Raw genomic sequence first — 23,715 nt, forward strand, 5'->3', positions numbered from 1 at the left:
TAAATGAGTACAAAAAAACAAGATCAACTTTTAGAATGTTTGGTTATCTTTACCAAACTTCATAATAACCCTTATAGTGCAGACGCCCTAACTGTAGGACTTCCAGTAAAAGATGGCGAAGATGTTGAGCTGTTTTCTCTTAGTAGCTCAAAGTCGCTCTTTAGCCGTGCTGCAGCTCGTGCTGGTTTTGCCTCGACCCTTGTTAGAAAAAATATAGAGGAAATTTCGCCACTTGTGTTGCCGTGCATTCTTATGCTTCGTGGTAAGCGTGCGTGCATACTTCAAAAGATAAGCTCTGATAAAAAGAGTGCGACCGTTATATCGCCAGAGGTTGGAAGTGGGGCGAGTGTGGTTGATGTGGATACTTTAAAAGAGGAATATTTAGGGTATTCATACTACTTAAAGCGTGAATTTGTCCCAGAAGACAGTAGCTCATCGCATTTGATTGACACAGGAAATGAGCACTGGTTTTGGGGTACGCTAAAGCGTTCTCGTAAAATTTATGCAGATGTTTTACTTGCTAGCTTTATTATCAGCCTTTTTGTGCTTGCAAGCCCGCTCTTTACAATGAATGTGTATGACCGCGTCGTTCCAAATAATGCTGTTGAGACGCTTTGGGTTTTGGCTCTTGGTGTTGGCATGGTTTATTTAATAGACTTGTTTTTAAAATTTATACGCTCATATTTTCTTGAAGTTGCTGGTAAAAAGAGCGATATTATCATGAGTTCGCTTATATTTGAGCGTGTTATGGATATGAAATTTAACAACAGACCAAAGTCAGTGGGCTCATTTGCTAACAATATGAAAGAGTTTGATACTATCAAAAATTTCTTCTCATCGGCTTCGCTCGTTGCCATTGTCGATCTACCATTTGCAGTTATATTTTTGATAGTTGTATATTTTATTGGAAGCTATCTTGTGGTAGTTCCTGTGGTTATTATAGCGATAATTTTAATTTATACATTTTCTATAAAAGATCCTCTTCAAAAGGCTATCAAAAGTACATTTGAAGCATCTGCGGCAAAGAGTGGAATTTTGATTGAGAGTCTAAATGCTCTTGAGACTATAAAAACTCTTGGCGCCAGCGGACATGTTCAGTGGAACTGGGAGGAAGCTACTGGAGAGATTGCAAACCGGAGTATAAAATCAAAGATGATAACAACATCTATTGCGACCATAACGGCATTTTTGGTTCAGTTAAATACGATAGCTATTATCGTTACTGGTGTGTATATGATAAAAGAGACGCACTTAACTATGGGTGCGCTTATAGCCGTTGTTATGTTAAGCTCTCGTGCGATAGCCCCAATGGGTCAAGTTGCTGCTTTAATTGCAAATTTTGAACAAACAAAAGCAGCATATGAGAGTGTTAATAAGATCATGAATATGCCAGTAGAGCGACCAGAAGGAAAGAAATTTGTCCGTAGAAATTCGTTTGATGGTAAAATAGAATTTAAAAATGTTAGTTTCACATATCCTGATACCACAAAAGGTTCACTCGATAGGATAAATTTTGTGATAAATGCGGGCGAGAAGGTGGGCATTATCGGACGAAATGGTTCGGGAAAAACAACGATACAAAAGCTTATCTTAGGTCTTTATGCCCCAACTGAAGGCGCAGTGTTGATAGATGGCATAGATATTAATCAAATAGACCCAGCCGATCTTAGACGCAATATAGGTTATGTCCCGCAAGATATTTTGCTATTTAAAGGAACTGTTCGCGAAAATATCGTTCAAAAAGCGCCTTATGCTGATGATATGCAAATTATAAAAGCAGCTAAAATAAGTGGTGTTGATGAATATGTAAATGCCCACCCGCTTGGTTTTGATATGCCAGTTTTAGAGCGTGGCGATGGTATTAGTGGCGGACAGCGTCAAAGTATAGCGCTTGCTCGTGCATTTTTGCTTGATAGTCCGATAGTGTTACTTGATGAACCAACAAACTCACTAGATAACACTGTTGAAAATAAGCTAAAAGGAAATTTAAAAGCAAATCTTGTTGATAAAACGATGTTGCTTGTTACACACAAAACATCGCTTCTTGAGCTTGTAGATAGGCTTATCGTCGTTGATGCGGGCAAAATTTTACTTGATGGACCAAGAGATGAAGTCCTGGCAAAACTTAGTGGGAAATAACAATGCAAGAAGATAAAATAGAAAAAGAAAATTTACAATCACAAAATATCGAAGAAACTACCGAAGTTTCAGATGATGTAGTCCAGCAAAAAGAGCATATAGATATACAGACGCAAGATGCGATAAGTAGCGAAACTTTTGATAGTGCAAAAAGCATAAGAGAGAGCATACAAAAGAAAAATTACGATGCTTATGATATTAGGTTTATGTCAAGCCTTTCAGAAGCTGTTTTAGCAAAGGCTCCATCAAATTCAAGAAAAGTGCTTTATGCTGTCTTAATAACCGTAGTTTGGCTTGTTGCTTGGGCTTCTCAGGCTGAAATAGACGAGATAACTAGGGGTGATGGTAAGATTATTCCATCGGGTAAAAATCAAGCTGTCCAAAACCTTGAAGGCGGTATAGTTGAGCAAATTTTTGTAAAAGAGGGGGATAAGGTAGAAAAAGATCAGATAATTTTAAAGATCGATAATAAAAATTTCTCAAGTAGCTATGGCGAGTCACAGATTAGGCTTGATGAACTTCAAGCTAAAAAGCTAAGACTAGAGGCTGAGGCAACTGGCAAGGAATTTACCTATGATATGCTAAAAGATTTAAATAACACAAGAGCTATCTCATACGAAATAGGGCTTTACAACTCAAATATATCTCGTTTAAATGAGCAAATTCAGGTCTTAAACGAGCAGTATCGCCAAAGGCAAAGCGAGCTTAATGAGCTTAGAAATAAAATTTCTCAGACTCAAACAAGTTATGGACTTGCTGTAAAAGAGCGCGATATTATGGAGCCATTGTTTAGAAAAGGGCTTGTAAGCGAGATAGAATTTTTACAACTTCAAAGAAAGCTAAGCGACTTAAAAGGCGAGCTTGATGCAGCAAGGCTTTCTGTGCCAAGAGTTGAATCAACGATGAAAGAGGTTGAAAATAAAAAGAGCGAAGCTAAAGCAACATTTGAAAGTACAGCCAGAAAAGAGCTTAGCGAAGTTTCAGCTGAGCTTGCCCGCATAAATGAGTCTCAGATAAATCTAAGTGATAGAGTGGAAAGAACTTTTGTGCGTGCACCAGTAAGTGGCATAGTAAGTAAGCTTATAGTAAATACCGTCTCAGGCGTTATTAAGCCTGGTGAAAATATAGCGGAGATAGTTCCACTAGAAGATAAGCTTGTTGCTGAGATAAAGGTAAAGCCAGCCGATGTTGCGTTTTTAAGACCAAACCTCGAAGCGATGGTAAAATTTACAGCTTATGATTTTAGTATTTATGGCGGACTAAAAGGCAAAGTTACTCAGATAAGTGCTGATACTGAGACAAATGAAAAGACTGGTGAGAGCTACTACTTGGTTCGTGTAGAAACTGAGAAAAATTACCTAGGAACAGAAGAAAAGCCTTTGCATATTATCGTTGGTATGATAGTTAGTGCAGACATTATAACTGGTAAAAAAACGATACTTGATTATATCCTTAAGCCTATATTTAAAGCAAAAAATAATGCTTTAACGGAGAGATAGTGGGACTTTGCATAAGGTATGATAAAAATTTTAGTGATTACAAAATCACAAAAGCTGGCGATAGTGGACTTATGTTTATCAGTGATGATGAAATTTCAGATATAGTTGATACAAGCGTTAGCGAGCTTTATTTTAAAGATATAACGAAAAAGTTTGATGATCTTTTGGTAAATGAACAAATTTATGATATAATAATTAAATTTGGTATCGAGATACAATATGCCAAGGAGATTGAAACTTTAAAAATTTTAATACAAGGCTATGATGAAAATAGCGATAATTTAGTATTTGATACTACTTTTTTAAGTAGTCCATATAGATACTCTATTACGGATGATAGCATAGAGGTGAGCATAAATTTGGGCAAGGATAGTGCCGCACATGACTTTTTGCAGAGTTTAGCTTTAAAATGTCGTGCTAACGAAATATACAAAGAGAAGAAAATTTTTGTATATATAAATGGAAGTTTAGTTTATGATAAAATTTACACATCACAAGATAGGAATACAAGATGAATGTAGTGTTATGTACAAATAATAATTCACTAAAAAACTTATGGAAGAGTTATAAGATAAAAAAGCTATCAAATATCGTAAAAACTGAAGCTGAGCTTTTAAGTGAGATTAAAAAAAATAAAGAGATTATTGTAGGTATCGATATAGGCGCATTAGCTGATCCACAAAAGTTTATAAAAGAAATTTTAGCGACATGCTCTGGGGCTAGGATTTTAATCCTTGCAAATGAGCCAAATTTTGCATATGGAAAACTACTTTTAGCTTATGGAGTAAAAGGATATGCAAACTCTCATATGCAAGAGATACACTTTGGTGATGCCATAAAGGCGATTGCAGATGGAAATGTATGGCTATATCCGGAGTTTATCCAACAAATGATTGGTGAACTTACGACTACCGCTACAACTGGCGTAAAAAATGATATATTAGCAGAGCTAACACCACGAGAAAAAGAGGTTGCCGAACTGATTTATAAAGGACATACAAATCAAGAAATTTCAGATCTTTCAGGCATTACTTTACGCACTGTAAAAGCGCACGCAGTATCTATATACGCAAAAGCTGGTGTGAAAGACAGGGTAGGTCTGGTTCTTGCTATGCAACAACAAGATGCTTAAAATTATTTTAGGTATCTTGCTTTTTTCTCATGCTCTTTTTGCTAAAGAGTATGTACTCTCTTCATCAACCCTAAACGCTTGTAAAAATGATGAGCGATGTAAAAATATTTTAAAACACTATGAAAATTTTATGAACAAGATTAAAAGTGAGAATTTTACTCGCAAGGTCGAACTTGTAAATGATTATATTAACACTATGATGCCACGATACGATGATTTTTATAATACCAATATCGATATTTGGAGCACAAGGGCTCAGTTTTTGCAAACTGGCGGAGGAGATTGTGAAGAGTATGCTATAAGCAAAAAAGAGAGCTTAAAAGATCTTGGCATTACAAACGATCACTGCTTGCTTGTAGTAAAAGAGAAATTTTCCGGTGGCTATCATATGGTCTTAGCGCTTTGGGAAAATCTCAAAAAAGAGCCGTTGATATTAGATAATCTTAGTTTTAAAGTTCTGCCACTTTCTAATCGCTATGATCTTGAGCCAAAATACTGTTTAAAAGATGAAAAATACTATAAAATTGCAAAAGATGGCAAAAGTTTAGAGCCACTAAATATTAGGATAGAAGCTTATGAAAAACTAATTGAAAAAGAGAAAAGAGAGAATTTTTGGAAGCGTTAGTTTTCACTATTTTTGTTTGATAAATTTACATTTATATTTTCTTTATTAATCTGAATTTCCTCTTTATTTTTTTCAATCATTTTTCTGTTTTCTTTGATATCAGCACGATTTTTCTCAACAAGTTTGCCAAGTACATTTATCCTTTTTTCATATTTTATCATTAAAAAATAAATAGCATATATAAGTATAAGTATTATTATCCAGGGTAGGTATTGCATTTTTAACCTTTTAAATTTTTTATATTATATGATTTTTAGAGTTAAAGACAATTTAAACTGAACTTTTGAAAAAATTTTCCAAAAACCCTTGACTTTTATTTTGTTTTGAGATATAATTCCCACTTCACTAATTGACGGATGCTGGTGTAGCTCAGATGGTAGAGCTACTGCCTTGTAAGCAGTAGGTCGGCGGTTCGATTCCGTTCACCAGCTCCATTTTTATAACAGTGTTTGACCAGAAATACCTAGCGAGCATTTATTTTTATTAATAAGGTGAGATACTCAAGCGGCCAACGAGGGCAGACTGTAAATCTGCTGACTATGTCTTCCGTGGTTCGAATCCACGTCTCACCACCATGCTACTGCGGGAGTAGCTCAGTTGGCTAGAGCATCAGCCTTCCAAGCTGAGGGTCGCGGGTTCGAGTCCCGTTTCCCGCTCCAAGAGAATAATGGATATTTAAACTGGGAGCTGTAAGATTTTATTTTTATTTGCTTCTAAAGTTTATTCCATTTGTAGTTGATTTGTTATTGTTAAATTTATCGTCTCTGACAAGCGTTTTAACGCTCATATGGCTCAGAGGTAGAGCACTTCCTTGGTAAGGAAGAGGTCGCGGGTTCAAGTCCCGCTATGAGCTCCAGGTTATACGATATTTTAAGATGATACAAATTTAGTTTCGATATTCATATTATTAATGGAGGACAAGATGGCTAAAGAAAAATTTTCACGCAATAAGCCACACGTAAACATTGGTACTATCGGTCACGTTGACCATGGTAAAACTACTTTGACAGCTGCAATTTCTGCTGTTCTTTCAAGAAGAGGTCTTGCAGAAATGAAAGACTACGATAATATCGATAATGCTCCAGAAGAAAAAGAGCGTGGTATTACGATTGCAACTTCACACATTGAGTACGAGACAGAAAATCGTCACTATGCTCATGTTGACTGCCCAGGACACGCCGACTATGTTAAAAACATGATTACAGGTGCTGCTCAGATGGACGGAGCAATTTTGGTTGTTTCTGCTGCTGATGGCCCAATGCCACAAACAAGAGAGCACATTCTACTATCTCGCCAAGTTGGCGTTCCATATATAGTTGTTTTCATGAACAAAGCTGATATGGTTGATGATGCTGAGCTTCTTGAGCTAGTTGAAATGGAAATTCGCGAACTTCTAAGCACTTATGATTTCCCAGGAGATGATACACCTATCGTTGCTGGTTCTGCTCTTCAGGCTCTAAATGAGGCTAAAGAGGGTAAAGACGGTGAGTGGTCAGCAAAAGTTCTTGAGCTTATGGCACAAGTTGATGCTTATATACCAACTCCAATGCGTGCTACAGACAAAGATCTTCTTATGCCTATTGAAGATGTTTTCTCAATCTCAGGTCGTGGAACAGTTGTAACTGGTAGAATTGAAAAAGGTATAGTTAAAGTTGGTGATACTATTGAGATTGTTGGTATTCGCGATACACAAACAACAACAGTTACTGGTGTTGAAATGTTTAGAAAAGAGATGGATCAAGGTGAAGCTGGTGACAATGTTGGCGTTCTTCTTCGTGGAACAAAGAAAGAAGATGTTGAGCGCGGCATGGTTCTTGCTAAGCCAAAATCAATCACTCCTCATACAAAATTTGAGGGTGAGGTTTATATCCTAACCAAAGAGGAAGGTGGTCGCCATACTCCATTCTTTAACAACTATAGACCACAATTTTATGTAAGAACAACAGATGTTACTGGCTCTATCACACTTCCAGAGGGAACTGAGATGGTTATGCCAGGCGATAACCTAAAAATTTCAGTTGAGCTTATAGCTCCAGTTGCACTTGAAGAAGGCACTCGTTTTGCTATCCGTGAAGGCGGTAGAACAGTTGGTTCAGGTGTTGTTTCTAAGATATTAGCATAATATTATAGCTTAATAAGACTTGTGGCGGGATGTTTTCCCGCCTTTTTTAAAGGGAAAATTTATGGCAAAAAATAACAGTAGAGTTAAGATAGGTCTTAAATGTTCAGAAAGTGGTGACATAAACTACACTACAACAAAGAATAGCAAGACTACAACAGAAAAGCTAGAGCTTAAGAAATATTGCCCTAGACTTAAAAAGCATACAGTTCATAAAGAAGTTAAACTAAAAAGTTAATTTAGGCTATAAACAGTAGGGCAATAGCTCCAACGGTAGAGCACTGGATTCCAAATCCAATGGTTGGGGGTTCGAATCCCTCTTGCCCTGCCAGTATTAAGGTAAAATATGGAAAAGATAATAAACTATATAAAGCTTTCAAAACTTGAAATTTTCAAGGTTATATTTCCAACAAAGCAACAAGTTAGAAATGCTTTTATCACCGTTTTTATTGTAGTTACTGTGGTTTCGCTTTTTTTAGCTTTAGTTGATGCAATTATGTCTTTTTCGCTTTCAAAATTGATATAAGGAATTCGGTTATGGCACATAAGTGGTATGCTATTCAAACATATGCTGGAAGCGAGATGACTGTTAAAAGAGCAATCGAAAATTTAGTTAAAGATCATGGTATTGATGAACAACTTAAAGAGGTTATTGTTCCAACAGAAGATGTTATTGAGATAAAAAACGGAAAACAAAAGATAAATGAAAGAACTCTTTATCCAGGATATGCATTTGCTCACCTTGATTTAGATACAGCTTTATGGCACAAAATTCAGTCTTTGCCAAAGGTAAGTAGATTTATAGGTGAGTCGAAAAAACCATCACCTTTAAGTGATAAAGATATTAATACAATTTTAGAGAAGGTTGAAAAAAGAGCCGCTCCAAAACCTAAAATTTACTTTGAGGATGGAGAGAGTGTTCGTATTACAGAAGGTCCTTTTGCGAACTTTACTGGTATCGTAGAAGAGTATGATATGATTCATGGAAAACTTCGCCTAAATGTTTCTATTTTTGGCAGAAGTACTCCAGTTGAAATTTTATATTCACAAGTTGAGAAGATAATTTAAGGAGAAAGTTTATGGCTAAGAAAGTTATAGGCGAAATAAAGTTGCATATAGCAGCTGCTAAAGCAAATCCAAGCCCACCGGTTGGCCCAGCACTTGGACAAAAGGGTGTAAATATTATGGAGTTTTGTAAAGCATTTAACGAAAAAACAAAAGATATGGCAGGATTTAATATACCTGTTGTTATTACTGTTTATGCTGATAAAAGCTTTACATTTATTACAAAACAACCACCTGCGACTGACCTTATTAAAAAGGCTGCAGGCATAACAAAAGGAACGGATAATCCTCTTAAGAATAAGGTTGGCAAATTAACAAAAGCTCAAGTTCTTGAGATTGTTGAGAAAAAGATTGTTGACTTAAATACAAAAGATAAAGAGCAAGCGGCTAAGATCATAGCTGGTTCAGCTCGTTCAATGGGTGTCGAAGTAATAGACTAATAGCCTAAACCGCCAGGTTGATCTACAAAAGGCGGAAGCACTTTAAATGCGGAGAAATTTATGTCAAAAACTACAAAAAGATTTCAAGAGCTACTTAAAAAAGTAGACGATAAGAAAATTTACAATATTTCAGAGGCTATCGATACAGTTAAAACATTAGCTTCTGCAAAATTTGATGAGACTGTTGAGATAGCACTTAAGCTAAATGTTGATCCAAGACATGCGGATCAAATGGTTCGCGGTTCAGTTATTTTGCCAGCCGGAACTGGTAAAAAAGTTCGTGTTGCTGTTATAGCAAAAGATGCTAAAGCTGATGAGGCTAAAGCTGCTGGTGCTGACTTGGTAGGCGCAGAGGATATTATTGATGATGTTCAAAAAGGTATTATAAATTTTGATGTTCTTATAGCTACACCAAATCTTATGGGCATCCTTGGTAAAGCGGCTAGAATTCTTGGACCAAAAGGTCTTATGCCAAATCCAAAAACTGGTACAGTTACAATGGATGTAGCTCAAGCTGTTAATAATGCAAAAAGTGGTCAGGTAAATTTCCGTGTCGATAAACAAGGAAATATTCATGCTGGTCTAGGTAAAGTTAGCTTTAGTAAAGAGCAACTTTCTGAAAATGTTTCGGCTTTTATAAAAGCTATAAATAAACATAAACCAGCTGCTGCAAAAGGTAGATATGTGAAAAATGCAGCACTTGCCTTAACTATGAGTCCATCTATATCTCTAGATACTCAAGAAGTTATGGATCTTAAGTAAAATTTATGGGCTGAAATTTCAGCCCTTTTTTAAGATTAAAATGTGAGTTTTTCTTAACTTAGATTTTAATCTTAGATTGGAGATAGCCGAGGTCTTTTGACTTAATTGATTCGACCCTCTCTGCTTGAAATCACCGGTCGGAAAGGAGAAAAAGTGACACGAAACGAAAAATCTGAAATCATCGCAAAACTTGAAGGTGAGTTTAAGACTGCTGAAGCTATCGTTGTTTGTGATTATCGTGGCTTGAGCGTTAAAAAACTTGAGGCTTTAAGACATGCAGCTCGCGAACAAAGTGTTAAAGTTCAAGTTGTTAAAAATACACTAGCAAACATAGCTCTTAAAAATGTTGAAAAAGATGGTATGGATCTTAAGGATACAAACATTTATGTTTGGGGCGAAGATCAGCTGGCTGTAACAAAAGTTGTTGCAAAATTTGAAGAGAGTAATTCTGAGCTCTTTAAAATTAAAACAGCTCACATAGATGGTCAAGTTGCAAGTGTTGATAAGGTTAAAGCTCTATCTAAAATGCCTAGTCGTGATGAGCTTATTGCAATGCTTTTGCAAGTTTGGAATGCGCCAATTCAAAATTTCACAATTGGATTAAATGCGCTTAAAGAGAAAAAAGAACAATCTGCATAAAAATAAAGAAGGATAAAAAATGGCAATTACAAAAGAAGATGTATTAGAATTTATTTCTAACCTTTCAGTTCTTGAGCTTTCTGAGCTTGTAAAAGAATTTGAAGAGAAATTTGGAGTTAGTGCTACTCCTGTTATGGTAGCTGGTGCTGTTGCTGGTGGCGGTGCTGATGCAGCTGAAGAAAAAACAGAATTTAATATCGTTTTACTTGATGGTGGCGATAAGAAGATTAATGTTATTAAAGTTGTTCGTGCTCTTACAGGTCTTGGTCTTAAAGAGGCTAAAGACGCAGTTGAGCAGACACCATCAGTTCTTAAAGAAGGTGTTAGTAAAGATGAAGCTGAAGCAGCTAAAAAAGAGCTTGAAGAAGCAGGTGCTAAAGTCGAACTTAAATAATTTCGTTTTTGCGAAATTATCAAAAATTCAAGAGAGAGCAAAGGCTCTCTCTTTTTTAAATTTAGACGCTCTTTATAAAAAGAGCTTAATACTTTCTTTCAAAATTACCACGAGGTAGATGTATGTTAAATAGCTTATACTCAGGAAATCGTCTAAGAGTAGATTTCTCTAATGTTGTTAAAGAGATAGATGTTCCTAACCTACTACAATTACAAAAAAAGAGCTTTGATCAATTTTTAAATCTAGATAATGCACATTCTGAAAGCGGGATTGAAAAAGTTTTTAAATCTATATTTCCCATTCACGATGCGCAAAATCGCCTAAGTCTGGAGTATGTTAGCTCTGAGATTGGAAAACCAAAATACACGATAAGAGAGTGCATTGAACGAGGACTAACTTATAGTGTAAATTTAAAAATGAAAATTCGCCTAATAGTTCATGAAAAAGATGAAAAAACTGGCGAGAAAATTGGCGTAAAAGATATAAAAGAACAAGAAATTTTTATCCGCGAAATTCCTCTTATGACAGATAGAATTTCATTTATTATAAATGGCGTTGAGCGTGTTGTTGTTAATCAACTTCACAGAAGTCCCGGTGTTATCTTTAAACAAGAAGAGAGCGCAACGGTAGTTAATAAACTTATCTACACAGCGCAGATCATCCCAGACCGTGGCTCATGGCTATACTTTGAATACGATACAAAAGATGTGCTTTATGTGCGTATTAATAAACGCAGAAAAGTTCCTGTAACCATACTTTTTAGAGCACTTGGATATAAAAAACAAGATATTATTAAACTATTTTATCCAATCCAAACTTTAACTATAAAAAATGGCAAATTTTTAACAGCCTTTAACCCAGATGACTTCCTTGGTCGTGTAGAGTATGACATAAAAGATGAAAATGGCAAACTCCTTCACGAGGCTGGCAAGCGTCTTACAAAGAAAAAAGCTGATAAACTTATAGAAGAGGGATTAAAATTTGTTGAATATCCGACAGATGTACTGACTGGTCGCTTCCTTGCAAGCCCTGTTGTGGATATGCAAAGTGGCGAAGTTCTTTATGATACTTTGGTTCAGCTTGATGAAAATAAACTGGTTAAAATTTTAAGCGAGCATGAGAATATAGAGATTATAAATAACTCAGCAGCTGGCGTTGATGATGCGATCATTAACTCTTTTATTGCAGATAATGAGACCCTTAAAGTACTTAAACAAACTGAGGGTATTGATGATGAAAATGATCTTTCGGCGATTAGAATTTATAAGGTTATGCGACCTGGTGAGCCAGTAGTAAAAGATGCGGCAAAAGCATTTGTAAATGACATTTTCTTTAACCCTGAGCGTTATGACCTAACAAAAGTTGGTCGTATGAAGATGAATCATAAACTCGGCTTTGATGTACCAGAGTATGTGACAGTGCTTACAAACGAAGACATTATAAAAACTGCAAAATATCTTATAAAGGTCAAAAACGGACAAGGCTTTATCGATGATCGCGATCACCTTGGTAACCGCCGTATAAGAAGTATTGGTGAGCTTTTAGCCAATGAGCTTCATCTTGGTTTTGTAAAAATGCAAAAGGCTATCCGTGATAAATTTACAGGACTTAGCAACAACATTGATGAAGTGATGCCTTATGATCTTATAAATCCAAAAATGATTACCGCAACTATAATGGAATTTTTTACTGGTGGTCAGTTAAGTCAGTTTATGGATCAAACAAACCCTCTTAGTGAGGTTACACATAAGCGTCGCTTATCAGCTCTTGGCGAGGGTGGTCTTGTAAAAGAGCGAGCAGGATTTGAAGTGCGAGATGTACACCCTACTCACTATGGACGAATTTGTCCAGTTGAGACACCAGAAGGTCAAAATATCGGTCTGATAAATACACTCTCTACTTATGCTAAGGTGAATGAACTAGGTTTTGTTGAAGCACCTTATAAGCGTGTTGTTGATGGTAAAGTGACTGATGAGATTGTTTATCTAACAGCAACTCAAGAAGAGGGCAATGTTATCGCCGCAGCCTCTACTAAACTTGATGAAAATGGACGCATTGTTGAGGACCTTATCGAGGTAAGAAAAGAGGGCGAAATGATGCTTGCACGCCGTGAAGAGGTTACATTTATTGACCTTTGCTCTGGCATGATAGCTGGTGTTGCTGCTTCTCTTATCCCGTTCTTAGAGCATGATGACGCAAACCGTGCCCTCATGGGCTCAAACATGCAGCGTCAAGCTGTCCCACTCTTAAAAGCTACTGCACCAATCGTTGGAACTGGTATGGAGGGCATAGTGGCTCGCGATGCTTGGGAGAGCATAAAAGCTAAGCGTGGCGGAGTTATAGAAAAAGTTGATAATAAAAATATCTTTATTTTAGGCGAAGATGATGCTGGCCCATACATAGATCACTACTCTTTAGAGAAAAATTTAAGAACAAACCAAAATACTACATTCTCGCAGCACCCTATCGTTAAAAAAGGCGATGAGGTAAGAGCAGGGCAAATTATCGCAGATGGTCCAAGTATGGAGCAGGGCGAGCTAGCGATCGGTAAAAATGCGCTTATTGCATTTATGCCATGGAATGGATATAACTATGAGGACGCTATCGTTATAAATGAGAGAATGATTCGTAATGATGAATTTACAAGCGTTCATATCTATGAAAAAGAGATTGAGGCTCGTGAGCTAAAAGATGGGGTTGAGGAGATTACAAAAGATATACCAAATGTCAAAGAAGAAGATCTTATGCACCTTGATGAAAGTGGTATAATTAAGATCGGTACTCAAGTTAAACCAGGCATGATCTTAGTTGGTAAAGTATCTCCAAAAGGCGAAGTTAAACCTACTCCAGAAGAGCGTTTGCTTCGTGCGATATTTGGAGAAAAAGCAGGTCATGTTGTAAATAAATCTTTATACGCTACCGCTTCACTTGAGGGCGTTGTTGTTGATGTTAAAATTTTTACCAAAAAAGGGTATGAAAAAGATACAAGAACACATAAAACATATGAAGATGAAAAGAGTGCTTTAGAAAAAGAGCACCATGACCGCTTGCTTATGCTAGATAGAGAAGAGATGTTAAAAGTTACTTCGCTTCTATCAAAAAGCACACTTACGAGTGAACAAACTGTTAATAAAAAAGAGTATAAAAAAGGTCAAAAGATAGATAAGTCAGACCTTGAAAATATCAATCGCTTTACCATAAATTCTATCGTAAAAGGCTTTAGTAAAGATATTCAAAAACAATACGACGAGTTAAAAAACTACTTCCAAAATGAGAAGAAAAAACTAAAAGAAGAGCATGATGCTAAGATAGAGATTTTAGGTAAAGATGATATCTTGCCAAGCGGAGTAGTAAAGCTGGTGAAGGTCTATATAGCTACTAAGCGTAAGCTTAAAGTTGGTGATAAAATGGCTGGTCGCCACGGAAACAAAGGTATCGTTTCAAATATCGTACCAGAAGTTGATATGCCGTATTTACCAAGTGGTCAGATAGTTGATATCGTCTTAAATCCACTAGGTGTTCCAAGCCGTATGAATATAGGGCAAATTTTAGAGAGTCACTTGGGTCTAGTAGGCTACCGCCTTGGCGAACAGATAAATGAAATTTTTGAAACCAAAAAGGGCGAATGGATCAAAGATCTGCGCAAAAAAATGATAGAGATCGCAAGTGTTTCAAATTTAATGAACGCTAAAAAGGTTCTTGGCGAGATAAGTGATGAGAAGTTGCTTGAGTACGCAAAAGACTGGAGCAACGGCGTTAGATTTGCAACGCCTATTTTTGAGGGTGTTAAACCAGAAGAATTTGCTAAACTTTTTGAAATGGCGAAGATAGATAGTGACGGAAAGACTGAGCTTTACGATGGACGCACGGGCTCAAAGATAAGAGAGCGTGTTAATGTTGGCTGCATGTATATGCTAAAACTTCACCACTTGGTTGATGAAAAAGTTCACGCAAGAAGCACAGGTCCATATAGCCTAGTAACGCAACAGCCAGTTGGCGGTAAAGCACTATTTGGTGGTCAAAGATTTGGAGAGATGGAGGTTTGGGCACTTGAGGCTTACGGCGCAGCACATACGCTCCGTGAGATGCTAACGGTAAAATCAGACGATGTTGAAGGCAGACTTTCTGCTTATAAGGCGCTTACTCGTGGAGAAAATGTTCCAGAAACTGGAATACCAGAGACATTTTTCGTTCTTACAAACGAGCTAAAATCGCTAGCGCTTGATGTTGAGATATATGATGAGGGAGAGGCAGATGAGTGAGTTAAAACCTGTTGAGATAAAAGAAGAGCGCAGACCAAGAGATTTTGAAGCTTTTCAGCTTCGTTTAGCAAGCCCAGAAAAGATAAAGTCTTGGAGCTACGGCGAGGTTAAAAAACCAGAAACCATCAACTATCGTACGCTTAAACCTGAGCGTGATGGCTTGTTTTGTGCTAAAATTTTTGGACCGATTCGTGACTATGAGTGCCTTTGTGGTAAATACAAAAAGATGCGTTATAAAGGTATTAAATGCGAAAAATGTGGTGTTGAAGTAACTAGCTCAAAAGTTCGCCGTTCTCGCATGGGGCATATTGAGCTTGTGACTCCAGTTGCGCATATTTGGTATGTAAATTCACTTCCAAGCCGTATCGGAACATTGCTTGGCATAAAAATGAAAGACCTTGAGCGCGTACTTTACTATGAGGCTTATATCGTTTCAAATCCTGGAAATGCCTTTTATGACAACGAAAATTCTAAAAAAGTAGAAAAATACGATGTTTTAAATGAAGAGCAGTATCAGCAACTAGCTCAGCGCTATGAGGATGAAGGCTTTGTGGCTCGTATGGGCGGTGAAGTTATCCATGATATGCTTGCTGAACTTGATTTGATGGAAATTTTAACACAGCTTAAAACAGAGATAGAATCAACAAATTCAGAAGCAAAGAAAAAAACTATCGTAAAGCGCTTAAAAGTTATCGAAAGCTTCCTAAACTCAGGCAACCGCCCAGAGTGGATGATGATAACAAATCTGCCAGTTCTTCCGCCAGACTTGCGCCCGCTTGTAAGTCTTGATGGTGGAAAATTTGCAGTTTCAGATGTAAATGACCTTTACCGCCGTGTTATCAACCGAAATAGCCGTCTAAAACGCCTTATGGAGCTTGATGCGCCTGAGATTATTATAAGAAACGAAAAGCGTATGCTTCAAGAGGCAGTAGACGCACTATTTGACAATGGTCGCCGTGCAAATGCCGTAAAAGGCGCAAACAAACGCCCGCTAAAATCGCTTTCAGAGATCATTAAAGGCAAGCAGGGTCGCTTTAGGCAGAATTTGCTTGGAAAGCGTGTTGACTTTTCTGGTCGTTCAGTTATCGTTGTTGGTCCAAAACTTAGAATGGATCAGTGCGGTCTGCCAAAAAGAATGGCGCTTGAGCTATTTAAGCCACATTTGCTTGCTCGTCTTGAAGAAAAGGGTTACGCAACAACTGTAAAACAAGCTAAAAAAATGATAGAAGATAAGACAAATGAGGTTTGGGAGTGCTTAGAAGAGGTTGTTAAAGATCACCCTGTTATGCTAAACCGTGCCCCAACGCTTCACAAACTATCTATCCAAGCGTTTCACCCAGTACTAGTTGAGGGTAAGGCTATACAGCTTCATCCGCTAGTTTGTGCTGCATTTAACGCTGACTTTGACGGTGATCAGATGGCTGTGCATGTTCCACTTAGTCAAGAGGCGATAGCTGAGTGTAAAATTTTAATGCTTAGCTCGATGAATATCTTGCTTCCAGCTAGTGGCAAGGCTATAACTGTTCCGTCACAAGATATGGTTTTGGGAATTTACTATCTAAGCCTTGAAAAAGCAGACGCCAAAGGTGCAAATAAAATTTTTGCTTCAGTTGATGAGGTGATGATAGCTGAAGAGGCTCACTCACTTGCGTTGCATGCAAAGATAAAAACTATTATAGAAGGCAGAACTCTCTTTACAACGGCTGGTAGATTGATACTTCGCTCTATCATACCTGATTTTGTTCCTGATAATTTATGGAATAAAATAATGAAGAAAAAAGACATATCGGCACTTGTTGATTATGTTTATAAAAATGGCGGGCTTGAGGTTACGGCTGACTTCCTTGATAAGCTTAAAAATTTAGGCTTTAGATATGCAACAAAGGCGGGAATTTCTATTTCTATAGCCGATATTATCGTCCCAGATAGTAAAGAAAAGCATATAGATGACGCCAAAAAGAAAGTGCGTGAAATTCAAAAACAGTACGGCGCAGGCTTATTAACAGATAGCGAAAGATATAACAAAATTGTTGATATTTGGACTGATACAAACAACACAGTTGCAAGTGAGATGATGAAGCTTATCCAAGGCGATAAGGGTGGATTTAACTCAATTTATATGATGGCTGACTCTGGCGCAAGAGGTTCGGCGGCTCAGATTCGTCAGCTTGCTGGTATGCGTGGTCTTATGGCAAAACCAGATGGTTCTATTATCGAAACACCGATAACATCAAACTTCCGTGAGGGTCTAAATATAATGGAGTACTTCATTTCGACTCACGGCGCAAGAAAGGGTCTAGCCGATACCGCTCTTAAAACGGCAAACGCTGGTTACCTTACTCGTAAGCTAATTGATGTTGCTCAAAATGTTAAGGTAACAATGCATGATTGCGGTACGCATGAGGGTGTTGAGATAACAGACATTACAGAGAGTGGTGAGCTTATAGAAAGCTTAGAGGAGCGCGTACTTGGTCGTGTGTTGGCTGACGATGTTATAGATCCTATAACAAATGAAATTTTATTCTCAGAAGGCACGCTAATTGATGAAGAGAAGGCAAAAATTATAGGCGAAGCAGGCATAAAATCAGTAAGCATTAGAACGCCTATTACTTGCAAGGCACCAAAGGGTGTTTGCGCTAAGTGCTATGGTATAAACCTTGGCGAAGGCAAGCTTGTGAAGCCAGGTGAGGCTGTTGGTATCATCTCAGCACAATCGATCGGTGAGCCAGGAACACAGCTAACGCTAAGAACTTTCCATATCGGTGGAACTGCTTCAACCGAGCAGCAAGACCGTCAAGTAGTAGCTCAAAAAGAGGGTTTTATACGCTATTACAACCTAAATACTTATGAAAATGGTGGAAAGATGATAGTGGCAAATAGAAGAAGTGCTGCTGTGCTGTTGGTTGAACCAAAAATAAAGTCACCATTTGATGGTAAGATTAGCATAGAATTTGCTCACGAAGATGTAAACATTACAGTTAAGGGCAAAAAAGATGAAGCTAAATACACTATCCGTAGAAGTGACCTAGCTAAGCCAAATGAGCTAGCTGGTGTAAGTGGTAAAATCGAAGGTAAGTTTTACATCCCTTATGTAAATGGCGATAAAGTAAACGAGAATGAAAGTATTGTTGAAGTCATAAAAGAGGGCTGGAATGTGCCAAATCGTATCCCATTTGCGGCTGAGCTTAAAATTTCAGACGGCGAGCCAGTCACTCAAAAGATAACAGCAAATGCAACTGGCGTGGCGAAATTCTTTATCTTAAAAGGCGATTATTTAGAGCGCCTAAAAGAGATTAAAAAGGGTTATAAAGTTACCGAAAAAGGGCTATTTGTTGTAGTTTCTGATAAAGATGGTCGTGAGGCGGTGCGTCACTATATACCAAGAAATTCTATCATTGAACTAAATGATAATCAGCCAGTCGAGGCTAAAACCTTACTTGCAAAACCAGAGAGTAATGACAAGCTTATCATTGCTGAGTGGGATCCATACTCAACTCCTACTATCGCTGAAGAGGCTGGCGTGATAAGCTTTGAAGACATCGAGCCAGGTTATAGTGCGGCTGAGCAGTTTGATGAAGCAACAGGTCAAAGTCGTTTGGTTATTAATGAGTATCTGCCAAGTGGAGTAAAGCCAACTATCGTTGTTGCTACTGCAAGGGGTGGCATCATAAGATACCAGCTTGATCCAAAAACAGCGATATTTGTAAGTGATGGGGCTGAGGTTGCGCAGGCTGATGTGCTTGCTAAGACTCCAAAGGCGGTTGCTAAGTCAAAAGATATTACTGGTGGTTTGCCTAGAGTTTCTGAGTTGTTTGAAGCTAGACGCCCTAAAAATACGGCTATCGTTGCTGAGATTGATGGTGTAGTTAGATTTGATAAACCACTTCGTTCAAAAGAGCGTATCATCATTGAAGCGGAAGATGGAGCAACTGCTGAATACCTTATAGATAAAACACGCCAAATTCAGGTTAGAAATGGCGAATTTGTTCATGCTGGTGAGAAACTAACCGATGGACTTATCTCAAGCCATGATATTTTAAGAATTTTAGGTGAAAAGGCGCTACATTATTATCTAATTAGCGAAATTCAACAAGTTTATCGTCGCCAAGGCGTTGCGATTGCTGATAAACATATTGAGATTATCGTTTCACAGATGCTTCGTCAAGTTAAGATCGTTGATAGTGGAAATACAAATTTCATAGTCGGCGACATGATCTCAAGAGCCAAATTTAAAGAGGAAAATGAGCGTATCATGAAGATGGGTGGTGAGCCAGCTATCGCTGAACCGATACTTCTTGGTGTTACAAGAGCGGCTATAGGCTCTGATAGTGTCATCTCTGCAGCATCTTTCCAAGAGACAACAAAAGTTCTTACAGAGGCTTCAATAGCAGCAAAATTTGACTATCTTGAAGACCTTAAAGAAAATGTCATCTTAGGTCGCATGATACCTGTTGGAACAGGACTTTACAAAGATAAAGAGATTAAACTAAAGCAAATTTAATCACCTCTGGGCAGGTTGCTAAGCCTGCTCTTTTTACCCTTTTTTTATACATATAAGGAAATTTATGAACTTTTTAAAACAACCAGATTTGGGTATATTTTTTGCTAGACTTGGTCTTGGTATTATGCTTTTAATGCACGGCATAGCTAAAATTTTAAACGGCATAGGTTTTATAAAAAACTTAGTTCTAAAACAGGGCTTACCAGAATTTGTTGCGTATGGCGTTTATGTGGGAGAGGTCGTTGCGCCTGTGCTTTTGATACTTGGAATTTATACAAGGGTTGCAAGTGCGATCGTACTAGCAACTTGTGCGGCGATATTATATCTTTTTTATCTGCCAAATGGCGACTTGTTTACACTTTCATCTCATGGTGGCTTTAAGCCTGAGATAGTCTATCTTTATATATCTTTGGGGTTTTGTATTTTACTTAGTGGTAGTGGAAAATATGCTTTAAAAAGGGATTAAAGGGTTAAATTTGCCAGCTTGATAAAATTTATTTTGTGTTTAATCTTAAAATAATTATTCTTTAAGCCCTAAAAAGATAAATTTGTGCTTTATAATTTATTTTTAAGGAAAATTTTATGAAAACACAAAAACAAAAACCCAGCTTTTTGATAGCTGTGACGCCTATTTTGGTAATGCTTGCTGGACTAGCCATAGGTGTTGGATATATGAAGTTGCGGGTCGAGCCTATCATTTTGCTCTCTGCTTTGGTTGCTGGATTTTTAGCATATAAGCTAGGCTATAGCTATAAAGAGATGCAAAAGGGTATGATAGATAAAATTTCAGACTCCATGCCTGCTTTGATGATATTATGGTCTGTTGGTTTGATTATCGGTGCTTGGATGTTTTCTGGTACGATCCCGATGATTATTTACTACGGAGTGCAGATAATTAGCCCTACCTATCTTGTTATAACTGCATTTTTGATTTCAGCTATACTTTCTACGGTTACTGGAACATCTTGGGGATCGGCTGGAACAGTTGGTGTTGCCATTATGGGTATATCGCAAGGTCTTGGCGTTGATCTTGCAGTTACTGCTGGTGCGGTTGTTGCTGGGGCTTATTTTGGAGATAAGATCTCCCCGCTTTCAGACACTACAAATTTAGCTCCCATAGCTGCTGGATCAGAGCTTTATGAGCATATTAAACATATGTTTTATACAACTGTACCAGCTGCCATAGTAGCGCTTATTGTGTATTCTACTTTTGGCTCAGGTGCTACTTCTGGCGGAGATATATCAGCTTCTGTTTTGGCGCTTCAGACTGAACTTGACAAAGTGTTTAACTTTAACATTTTACTTCTTTTACCAGTTTTAATAGTCATAGCTGGCTCTGTTCTTAAGTGGCCAACTATCCCAGTGATGATAGTTGCCGCGATGCTTGCTATCGCTTTTGGTGTGATATTTCAAGACTTTAGTTTAAAAGATGGCTTTACATCGGTAATTAAAGGGTTTAACTTAAGCATGAGTGGGATAGATGGCTCTTTTTCAAAAGACATTATGAGGTTGCTTAACCGTGGCGGAGTTGATTCGGTAAATGCGACAACCATTCTTGTTATTTGTGCTATGGGCTTTGCTGGCATTATGTCTATTACTGGTATGCTTGAGGTTGTGCTTCATACTTTGATGGCTGGAGTAAAGAGTGTATTTGGTGTGATTTTCTCAACGATTTGTTCTTGTTTGACTGTTGCATTTGTTACCGGAAGCTCATATCTTTCTATATTAATCCCAGGAGAGATGTTTAAAGATTTCTACAAAGAAAAAACCTTGCAGCTAAAAATTTATCTAGAACACTAGAAGATTCAGGCACGGTTATAGTACCGCTGATACCTTGGTCTGCTGCTGGGGCATATATGGCTACAACTCTTGGAGTGCCAACTATTGAGTACCTTCCTTGGGCAGTTTTAAATTATATGGGGGTTGTCTTTGCTATCATTTTAGCGCTTACTGGCATTGGTATAACAAAACTTGCAACTAAAAAGGAAAGCTGATGTTGCTTATTAAAAATATAGAAATTTTTTCGCCAAAATTTCTAGGCAGAAAAGATATTTTTATATGCTCTGGTAAAATCATTTGTATAGGCGATAGTTTAAACCCAAATTTGCCAAATTTAAAAATCATCGATGGTTCAAAATTTATAGCAACACCTGGCTTTATAGATAAGCATGTGCATATTACTGGTGGTGGTGGCGAAGGCAGTTTTAAGACTCGTGTTCCTGAGATTATGCTTTCAAAACTCATTGAGGCTGGCATAACAACAGTGGTTGGACTTTTGGGGACTGATAGTGCAACAAGGAGTGTTGAAAATTTAGTAGCTAAGGCAAATGCCTTAAGAGAGGAAGGCATAAGCTGTTATGCCCACACTGGTGCGTATAGTTTGGATACTCCAACAATTACGGGCGATATACAAAAAGATATTGTATTTATAGAGCCTATTATCGGCACAAAGCTGGCTATAAGCGACCATCGTTCAAGCTCTGTAAGCCCAGATGAGCTTACTCATATAGTCTCGGCTGGTCGTGTGGCTGGTATGCTAAGCGGTAAATCAGGGCACACTACACTTCATATGGGCGATGGTCAGCGTGGACTAGAGCTTGTAAGAGATGTTTTGGCTAAATACGATACTCCTATCACTTTTTTTCAGCCAACTCATGTAAATAGAAATGAAAGGCTATTTGCTCAAAGTATTGAGTTTTTAAAGGATGGCGGCTATATCGACCTTACTTGCATGCTGGGACTAACCCCATTGCAAGCTATAAAAAGGATAAAAGAGCAAGAAATTTCAACTCAAAAAGTAACGATTAGTTCCGATGGTTATGGTAGCTTTTCAAGTTATGATAGTGATGGAAAGTTACTTAAAATAGGTGTCTCAAGCGTTATGGCAACTTTTAATGAGTTTAAAAATTTCATAGAAAATAAATTTGAGCTTGAAGAGGCGCTTTGTTATTTTACGAAAAATGTTGCAAATTCAATAGCTCTAAAAAATAAAGGGGAAATTTTAGAGGGCAAGGATGCTGACATTTTGCTGTTTGATGAGAATTTAAATTTAGAGTTTGTAATAGCAAATGGAGTAGTTTTAAAGGATAATGCAGGATACATAAAAAAAGGAACTTATGAGTAATTAAAGAGCTTTTAAGTAAAATTTAAATAAAATTAGGTCTTTTTTAATAAATTTAGTTGAAAGGAATTGCTGTGCCAACCATAAACCAATTGGTCAGAAATGAACGTAAGAAGGTGACTTACAAGTCAAAATCACCTGCACTTAAAGAGTGCCCACAAAGAAGAGGAGTTTGCACGAGAGTATATACAACTACTCCAAAAAAACCAAACTCAGCTTTGAGAAAAGTTGCCAAAGTTAGATTAACAAGTGGCTTTGAAGTTATTAGCTATATCGGTGGTGAGGGACACAACCTACAAGAACACAGTATCGTGCTAGTTCGCGGTGGTAGGGTTAGAGACTTACCAGGTGTTAAGTATCACATCGTTCGCGGCGCACTTGATACAGCTGGTGTTGCAAAAAGAACAGTTTCGCGCTCTAAATACGGTGCAAAACGCCCTAAGCCGGGTCAAGCAGCTAAGAAGTAAGAATTTAGGTTCGCAGATCAAGCTTTTAGTGGCTTAGATTTGAGTAAAATTTAGTAAAAATTTGAAGGAAAAATCAAATGAGAAGAAGAAAAGCCCCAGTTAGGGAGATTATGCCAGATCCAATATATGGCAACAAGGTAATCACTAAATTTATTAATGCATTGATGTATGATGGCAAAAAAAGCGTTGCTACTGAGATTATGTATGGCGCGATAAAGGCTATCGAGAAAAAAAGCGGCGATATAAAAGGTATTGATGTATTTAACGATGCTATCGAAAATGTTAAACCTATACTTGAAGTAAAATCACGCCGTGTGGGCGGCGCTACGTATCAAGTTCCAGTTGAGGTTCGCCCAGTTCGCCAACAAGCACTTGCTATTCGCTGGTTAATTACTTACGCTAGAAAAAGAAGCGAAAGAACGATGATAGATAAGCTTGCAAACGAGCTATTTGACGCTGCAAACTCAAAAGGTGCATCTTTTAAGAAGAAAGAAGATACATACAAAATGGCAGAAGCTAACAAAGCATTTGCTCACTATCGCTGGTAAGA

The 23,715-nt window shown here is 37.6% G+C and carries 20 protein-coding genes, 5 tRNA genes and 1 pseudogene; 25 read left to right on the forward strand and 1 reads right to left on the reverse strand.

From position 1 onward, the window contains the following. The first annotated feature begins 3 nt into the window (after positions 1-3). The 5 genes from LQV35_RS06685 to LQV35_RS06705 are packed head-to-tail and all read left to right on the forward strand — an operon-like array spanning position 4 to position 5,395. Entirely contained in the window at positions 4-2,139 is a 2,136-nt protein-coding gene (locus LQV35_RS06685) for a type I secretion system permease/ATPase (RefSeq protein ID WP_230057103.1), read from the forward strand. 2 nt (positions 2,140-2,141) lie between these two features. Beyond that, positions 2,142-3,638, forward strand: coding sequence for an HlyD family type I secretion periplasmic adaptor subunit (locus LQV35_RS06690; RefSeq protein WP_230057104.1), 1,497 nt, complete (start codon positions 2,142-2,144; stop codon positions 3,636-3,638). Continuing rightward, positions 3,638-4,153, forward strand: a complete 516-nt coding sequence (locus tag LQV35_RS06695; RefSeq protein WP_230057105.1) for a DUF5416 domain-containing protein — start codon at positions 3,638-3,640, stop codon at positions 4,151-4,153. Before LQV35_RS06690 ends, LQV35_RS06695 begins: the two co-directional genes overlap by 1 nt. Then, on the forward strand, positions 4,150-4,770 hold the full coding sequence (locus LQV35_RS06700) for a response regulator transcription factor (RefSeq protein ID WP_230057106.1): 621 nt from the start codon (positions 4,150-4,152) through the stop codon (positions 4,768-4,770). The genes LQV35_RS06695 and LQV35_RS06700 overlap by 4 nt, the downstream gene beginning before the upstream one ends. Next, positions 4,763-5,395, forward strand: coding sequence for a transglutaminase-like cysteine peptidase (locus LQV35_RS06705; protein WP_230057107.1), 633 nt, complete (start codon positions 4,763-4,765; stop codon positions 5,393-5,395). Before LQV35_RS06700 ends, LQV35_RS06705 begins: the two co-directional genes overlap by 8 nt. Here the strand turns inward: LQV35_RS06705 and LQV35_RS06710 are convergent. Further along, positions 5,392-5,613, reverse strand: coding sequence for a hypothetical protein (locus tag LQV35_RS06710; protein WP_230057108.1), 222 nt, complete (start codon positions 5,611-5,613; stop codon positions 5,392-5,394). The genes LQV35_RS06705 and LQV35_RS06710 overlap by 4 nt on opposite strands. A gap of 140 nt (positions 5,614-5,753) precedes the next feature. Here LQV35_RS06710 and LQV35_RS06715 point away from each other — a divergent pair. From LQV35_RS06715 to rpsG, 20 genes and pseudogenes are all read left to right on the forward strand, one after another. Continuing rightward, positions 5,754-5,829: transfer RNA gene (locus LQV35_RS06715), tRNA-Thr, on the forward strand. Between the two features lie 56 nt (positions 5,830-5,885). Beyond that, positions 5,886-5,970: transfer RNA gene (locus LQV35_RS06720), tRNA-Tyr, on the forward strand. Between the two features lie 7 nt (positions 5,971-5,977). Further along, positions 5,978-6,054 (forward strand) — tRNA-Gly (locus LQV35_RS06725). 122 nt (positions 6,055-6,176) lie between these two features. Next, positions 6,177-6,251, forward strand: a tRNA-Thr gene (locus tag LQV35_RS06730). A gap of 66 nt (positions 6,252-6,317) precedes the next feature. After that, positions 6,318-7,517, forward strand: a complete 1,200-nt coding sequence (gene tuf, locus LQV35_RS06735) for an elongation factor Tu (protein ID WP_230057109.1) — start codon at positions 6,318-6,320, stop codon at positions 7,515-7,517. A gap of 61 nt (positions 7,518-7,578) precedes the next feature. Next, positions 7,579-7,752, forward strand: coding sequence for a 50S ribosomal protein L33 (gene rpmG, locus LQV35_RS06740; RefSeq protein WP_230057110.1), 174 nt, complete (start codon positions 7,579-7,581; stop codon positions 7,750-7,752). 17 nt (positions 7,753-7,769) lie between these two features. Further along, positions 7,770-7,845 (forward strand) — tRNA-Trp (locus LQV35_RS06745). A 15-nt stretch (positions 7,846-7,860) separates the two neighbouring features. Then, on the forward strand, positions 7,861-8,040 hold the full coding sequence (secE, locus tag LQV35_RS06750; protein ID WP_230057111.1) for a preprotein translocase subunit SecE: 180 nt from the start codon (positions 7,861-7,863) through the stop codon (positions 8,038-8,040). Positions 8,041-8,051: 11 nt separating this feature from the next. Beyond that, a complete protein-coding gene (gene nusG, locus LQV35_RS06755) occupies positions 8,052-8,582 on the forward strand; it encodes a transcription termination/antitermination protein NusG (RefSeq protein WP_230057112.1) in 531 nt (176 codons plus the stop codon). Positions 8,583-8,593: 11 nt separating this feature from the next. Further along, positions 8,594-9,019 (forward strand): 50S ribosomal protein L11, encoded by a 426-nt coding sequence (rplK, locus tag LQV35_RS06760; protein WP_230057113.1) that lies wholly within the window; start codon positions 8,594-8,596, stop codon positions 9,017-9,019. A gap of 60 nt (positions 9,020-9,079) precedes the next feature. Then, the gene (gene rplA, locus LQV35_RS06765; RefSeq protein ID WP_230057114.1) at positions 9,080-9,781 is read left to right on the forward strand and encodes a 50S ribosomal protein L1; all 702 of its coding nucleotides are present in this window, start codon (positions 9,080-9,082) and stop codon (positions 9,779-9,781) included. Between the two features lie 153 nt (positions 9,782-9,934). Beyond that, positions 9,935-10,420, forward strand: a complete 486-nt coding sequence (rplJ, locus tag LQV35_RS06770; RefSeq protein ID WP_230057115.1) for a 50S ribosomal protein L10 — start codon at positions 9,935-9,937, stop codon at positions 10,418-10,420. A gap of 19 nt (positions 10,421-10,439) precedes the next feature. Beyond that, positions 10,440-10,814, forward strand: a complete 375-nt coding sequence (gene rplL, locus LQV35_RS06775; protein WP_230057116.1) for a 50S ribosomal protein L7/L12 — start codon at positions 10,440-10,442, stop codon at positions 10,812-10,814. Positions 10,815-10,936: 122 nt separating this feature from the next. Continuing rightward, positions 10,937-15,076, forward strand: a complete 4,140-nt coding sequence (rpoB, locus tag LQV35_RS06780) for a DNA-directed RNA polymerase subunit beta (protein ID WP_230057117.1) — start codon at positions 10,937-10,939, stop codon at positions 15,074-15,076. Continuing rightward, positions 15,069-19,577, forward strand: a complete 4,509-nt coding sequence (gene rpoC / locus LQV35_RS06785) for a DNA-directed RNA polymerase subunit beta' (protein ID WP_230057118.1) — start codon at positions 15,069-15,071, stop codon at positions 19,575-19,577. Before rpoB ends, rpoC begins: the two co-directional genes overlap by 8 nt. Positions 19,578-19,641: 64 nt before the next feature. Further along, complete coding sequence (locus LQV35_RS06790; protein WP_230057119.1) at positions 19,642-20,043, forward strand: DoxX family protein; 402 nt, start codon at positions 19,642-19,644, stop codon at positions 20,041-20,043. Positions 20,044-20,216: 173 nt separating this feature from the next. After that, positions 20,217-21,571, forward strand: a pseudogene (gene nhaC, locus LQV35_RS06795) (Na+/H+ antiporter NhaC). Next, entirely contained in the window at positions 21,571-22,701 is a 1,131-nt protein-coding gene (iadA, locus tag LQV35_RS06800; RefSeq protein ID WP_230057120.1) for a beta-aspartyl-peptidase, read from the forward strand. Before nhaC ends, iadA begins: the two are co-directional and overlap by 1 nt. Before the next feature lie 71 nt (positions 22,702-22,772). Next, entirely contained in the window at positions 22,773-23,165 is a 393-nt protein-coding gene (rpsL, locus tag LQV35_RS06805; protein ID WP_230057121.1) for a 30S ribosomal protein S12, read from the forward strand. A 77-nt stretch (positions 23,166-23,242) separates the two neighbouring features. Beyond that, positions 23,243-23,713 (forward strand): 30S ribosomal protein S7, encoded by a 471-nt coding sequence (gene rpsG, locus LQV35_RS06810; RefSeq protein WP_230057122.1) that lies wholly within the window; start codon positions 23,243-23,245, stop codon positions 23,711-23,713. Positions 23,714-23,715: the final 2 nt, after the last annotated feature.

The sequence above is a fragment of the Campylobacter suis genome (assembly GCF_905120475.1).
Classification (GTDB): domain Bacteria; phylum Campylobacterota; class Campylobacteria; order Campylobacterales; family Campylobacteraceae; genus Campylobacter_A; species Campylobacter_A suis.

Coding starts and splice junctions, on each gene's coding strand:
- LQV35_RS06685 (WP_230057103.1), top strand. CDS start 4: ATGAGTACAAAAAAACAAGATCAACTTTTAGAATGTTTGGTTATCTTT.
- LQV35_RS06690 (WP_230057104.1), top strand. CDS start 2,142: ATGCAAGAAGATAAAATAGAAAAAGAAAATTTACAATCACAAAATATC.
- LQV35_RS06700 (WP_230057106.1), top strand. CDS start 4,150: ATGAATGTAGTGTTATGTACAAATAATAATTCACTAAAAAACTTATGG.
- LQV35_RS06705 (WP_230057107.1), top strand. CDS start 4,763: ATGCTTAAAATTATTTTAGGTATCTTGCTTTTTTCTCATGCTCTTTTT.
- LQV35_RS06710 (WP_230057108.1), bottom strand. CDS start 5,613: ATGCAATACCTACCCTGGATAATAATACTTATACTTATATATGCTATT.
- tuf (WP_230057109.1), top strand. CDS start 6,318: ATGGCTAAAGAAAAATTTTCACGCAATAAGCCACACGTAAACATTGGT.
- rpmG (WP_230057110.1), top strand. CDS start 7,579: ATGGCAAAAAATAACAGTAGAGTTAAGATAGGTCTTAAATGTTCAGAA.
- secE (WP_230057111.1), top strand. CDS start 7,861: ATGGAAAAGATAATAAACTATATAAAGCTTTCAAAACTTGAAATTTTC.
- nusG (WP_230057112.1), top strand. CDS start 8,052: ATGGCACATAAGTGGTATGCTATTCAAACATATGCTGGAAGCGAGATG.
- rplK (WP_230057113.1), top strand. CDS start 8,594: ATGGCTAAGAAAGTTATAGGCGAAATAAAGTTGCATATAGCAGCTGCT.
- rplA (WP_230057114.1), top strand. CDS start 9,080: ATGTCAAAAACTACAAAAAGATTTCAAGAGCTACTTAAAAAAGTAGAC.
- rplL (WP_230057116.1), top strand. CDS start 10,440: ATGGCAATTACAAAAGAAGATGTATTAGAATTTATTTCTAACCTTTCA.
- rpoB (WP_230057117.1), top strand. CDS start 10,937: ATGTTAAATAGCTTATACTCAGGAAATCGTCTAAGAGTAGATTTCTCT.
- rpoC (WP_230057118.1), top strand. CDS start 15,069: ATGAGTGAGTTAAAACCTGTTGAGATAAAAGAAGAGCGCAGACCAAGA.
- LQV35_RS06790 (WP_230057119.1), top strand. CDS start 19,642: ATGAACTTTTTAAAACAACCAGATTTGGGTATATTTTTTGCTAGACTT.
- iadA (WP_230057120.1), top strand. CDS start 21,571: ATGTTGCTTATTAAAAATATAGAAATTTTTTCGCCAAAATTTCTAGGC.
- rpsG (WP_230057122.1), top strand. CDS start 23,243: ATGAGAAGAAGAAAAGCCCCAGTTAGGGAGATTATGCCAGATCCAATA.